At 72.7% G+C, this 3,339-nt stretch carries 3 protein-coding genes; 2 read left to right on the forward strand and 1 reads right to left on the reverse strand.

The genetic code is table 11. From position 1 onward, the window contains the following. Nucleotides 1–200 precede the first annotated feature (200 nt). The gene (locus AOK15_RS40565; protein WP_055524196.1) at nt 201–1,235 is read left to right on the forward strand and encodes a LacI family DNA-binding transcriptional regulator; all 1,035 of its coding nucleotides are present in this window, start codon (nt 201–203) and stop codon (nt 1,233–1,235) included. A gap of 39 nt (nt 1,236–1,274) precedes the next feature. Here AOK15_RS40565 and trxA read toward each other — a convergent pair whose 3' ends face one another. Further along, nucleotides 1,275–1,661: a thioredoxin gene (gene trxA / locus AOK15_RS40570; protein ID WP_055524200.1), complete on the reverse strand. Its 387-nt coding sequence runs from the start codon at nt 1,659–1,661 to the stop codon at nt 1,275–1,277. 128 nt (nt 1,662–1,789) lie between these two features. Here trxA and AOK15_RS40575 point away from each other — a divergent pair, with 128 nt between their 5' ends. Further along, the gene (locus AOK15_RS40575; protein WP_055524198.1) at nt 1,790–3,247 is read left to right on the forward strand and encodes a dihydrolipoyl dehydrogenase family protein; all 1,458 of its coding nucleotides are present in this window, start codon (nt 1,790–1,792) and stop codon (nt 3,245–3,247) included. Nucleotides 3,248–3,339: the final 92 nt, after the last annotated feature.

A 3,339-nucleotide genomic window follows, 5' to 3' on the forward strand; every position in this document is an offset into this window, starting at 1 on the left:
CGCCATCACCCCACCTTCACGGAGATGGCGCGAAATGGTTGCAGGACTGAACAGGTTTCGAACATATTCGCCAAACTGCCCAGCCACAAAGATCGGTCGCCCGAACCCGAGCCCTCGCACGGCCCGGACCCGAGCTCCCGTGTGGCCGGAAGTCCCCCGGCCGGAAAGCCCTTCACAGCTTCTGCAAGGATGCCGTCGTCATGGTGCAGATACCGAAAGAGCCCGCCCCGCCCGCGCCGCTGCAACGGTCCGTGCCCACGAGCGCCGATGTGGCCCGCCTGGCGGGTGTCTCACGAGCGACCGTCAGCTACGTCCTGAACAACACCAGCGCCGTCCGCATCAGCGAGCCCACCCGCCGCCGTGTCCACGAGGCCGCGAAGGAGCTGGGGTACGTCCCGCACGCGGCCGCCCGCAGCCTGCGCGCGGGGCACAGCCGCATGGTCCTCATGCCGACCCCCAACGTGCCCATAGGGCCTCTCTACAGCCAGTTCATCAACGATCTTCAGTGGGCCCTCAGCCGCCTCGACTACACCGTGGTGCAGTACGGCGGTGTCGGCCTGCGCGGCGACGAGGCGGCCCGCGCCTGGGCCGAGTTGCGCCCGGTCGCGGTGATCGTCCCCGGCGAGGGACTCGGCCCGCAGGGCGTGGCCATCCTGAAGCGCTCCGGCGCACGGGCCGTCGTCACCCTCAGCCCCGAACCCGTCGAGGGCGCCCATGTGCTGCTCCTGGACCACGGTGTCGTCGGCGAGAGCGCCGGTCGGCACCTGGTCGAGCGCGGGCACCGCCGTATCGGCGTCGTCGTGCCCGAGGAGCCCGGCCTCGGGGTGTTCTCCCGGCCCCGGTTGGAGGGCGTGCGGCGTGCGGTGCGGGGCACGGAGGCGACGATCACCGAACTGCCCCTGGCCTACGACGAGGAGGCCGCGGGACGGCTCGCCGCCCGGTGGCGCTCCCTCGGCCTCGACGCGGTGTTCGCGTACAACGACGAGTACGCGATGCTCGTGATGCGGGCGCTGCGGGACGTGGGCGTCGGCGTCCCCGACGACACGGCCGTCGTCGGCGCCGACGACCTCATGCTGGGCCGTCTTTTGCGGCCACGCCTCAGCACCGTCCACATCGAGCTGCCGTCCGGCCGCGACCTCGCGGAACTGGTCGACCGCGCGGTCCGCGACCCCGCCATGGTGCCCACGACCCACGATGTGCTCGGCGCGCGGATCGTCCACCGCGAATCGAGCTGACCCGCCCGGGGGCCGCCGTCGGTGTCGTGGGCCCGCCGGCTACTGACCGTTCTGCTCGACCTGCGCCTGCTGGGCGGCGACCGCCTTGCGGACCTCGTCCATGTCCAGCTTGCGGGCCTGCCCGATCACATCGGTCAGCGCGGCCTCGGGCAGCGCGCCCGGCTGCGCGAACACGGCGACCTGGTCACGGACGATCATCAGCGTCGGGATGGACTGGATGCCGAAGGCCTGGGCCAGCTCCGGCTGCGCCTCGGTGTCCACCTTGCCGAACACCAGGTCGGGGTTGTCCTCGGCGGCCTTCTCGTAGACCGGCGCGAACTGACGGCACGGCCCGCACCAGGACGCCCAGAAGTCGATCAGGACGAACTCGTTGTCCGTGACCGTCTGGTCGAAGTTCTCCTTGGTGAGCTCCACGGTGCTGCTCATGGCGTGCATCCCTCTTCCTGGGTGTCGGTGCTCGGGGCGAGCCGTTGTCGACAACGCCACCCGCCGGTGGCGTATTCCGCGCGCGTACCCATGTGGCCACGCCGCACACCACCAACCAGACTGACCCCATGACGGATACGGAACACACCGAAGACGACGAGGACACCACAGAGACCCGGTACGACGTGGTGGTGCTCGGTGCCGGACCCGTGGGGGAGAACGTCGCCGACCGCACCCGCGCGGCCGGCCTGTCCACCGCGGTCGTGGAGAGCGAACTCGTCGGCGGCGAGTGCTCGTACTGGGCGTGCATGCCCAGCAAGGCCCTGCTGCGCCCCGCGATCGCCCGGGCCGACGCCCGCCGCGTACCCGGTCTGCGCCACCTCGTAGAGGGGCCGCTGAACGCCGCCGAAGTGCTCGCCCACCGCGACTACGAGGCCGCCGACTGGAAGGACGACGGCCAGGTCGCGTGGCTGGAGAGCGTCGGGGCGGTCTTCCACCGCGGCCACGGGAGGCTGGCCGGACCCCGCCGGGTCGTCGTCGACGCCCCAGACGGCAGCCGGCACGTCCTCACCGCACGGCACGCGGTGGTGGTCTCCACCGGCAGCCGCGCCGTCCTGCCCGACCTGCCCGGACTGGACGAGGTGCGGCCCTGGACGAGCCGCGAGGCCACCAGTGCGCGGCAGGTGCCCGGCCGGCTGATCGTCGTCGGCGGCGGTGTCGTCGCCGTCGAGATGGCCACCGCCTGGCGCGCCCTCGGCTCCGAGGTCACCGTCCTCGTCCGCGGCAAGGGCCTGCTGCCTCGCATGGAACCCTTCGCCGGTGAACTGGTCGCCGAGGCGCTCACCGAGGCGGGCGCGGACGTCCGCGCCGGTACGTCCGTGACGTCGGTGACCCGAGAGAACGGCACCGTGGTGGCGCTCACCGACACCGGGGACCGCCTGGAGGCCGACGAGATCCTCTTCGCCACCGGGCGCGCCCCGCGCACCGACGACATCGGCCTCGACACCGTCGGTCTGGAACCGGGCACCTGGCTGCCCGTCGACGACAGCCTTCGGGTGACCGGCAGCGACTGGCTCTACGCGGTCGGCGACGTCAACCACCGGGCGCTCCTCACCCACCAGGGCAAGTACCAGGCGCGTATCGCGGGGGCCGCCATCGCCGCCCGCGCCGCCGGTGTCCCGCTCCTGGAGAGCGACCCCTGGGGCGCCCACGCCGCCACCGCCGACCACCGCGCCGTCCCGCAGGTCGTCTTCACCGACCCCGAGGCCGCCTCCGTCGGCCTCTCCCTCGCCGAGGCCGAGCAGGCCGGACACCGCGTCCGCGCCGTCGACGTCGAGTTCTCCTCCGTGGCCGGCGCCGGTCTGTACGCCGACGGCTACCGGGGTCGCGCCCGGATGGTCGTCGACCTGGACCGCGAGATCCTCCGGGGCGTCACCTTCGTCGGGCCCGCCGTCGGCGAACTCATCCACTCGGCCACGATCGCCGTCGCCGGGGAGGTCCCCGTCGACCGGCTGTGGCACGCGGTCCCCTCGTACCCGACGATCAGCGAGATCTGGCTGCGGCTGCTGGAGGCGTACCGAGGCTGAACCGACCCGAGGCTGAACCGACCGGGCGGGCGGCCCCGCCAGGGAGCCAGGGGGGAGCCGCCTCGCCGGGGGACCGGGATCGGGGGAAGCCG

The sequence above is a fragment of the Streptomyces ossamyceticus genome, from assembly GCF_001418475.1.
Lineage (GTDB): Bacteria > Actinomycetota > Actinomycetes > Streptomycetales > Streptomycetaceae > Streptomyces > Streptomyces ossamyceticus.

Excerpts from the sequence above, each read along its gene's own strand:
- AOK15_RS40565 (WP_055524196.1), top strand. The coding sequence starts at position 201 with ATGGTGCAGATACCGAAAGAGCCCGCCCCGCCCGCGCCGCTGCAACGG.
- AOK15_RS40575 (WP_055524198.1), top strand. The coding sequence starts at position 1,790 with ATGACGGATACGGAACACACCGAAGACGACGAGGACACCACAGAGACC.
- trxA (WP_055524200.1), bottom strand. The coding sequence starts at position 1,661 with ATGAGCAGCACCGTGGAGCTCACCAAGGAGAACTTCGACCAGACGGTC.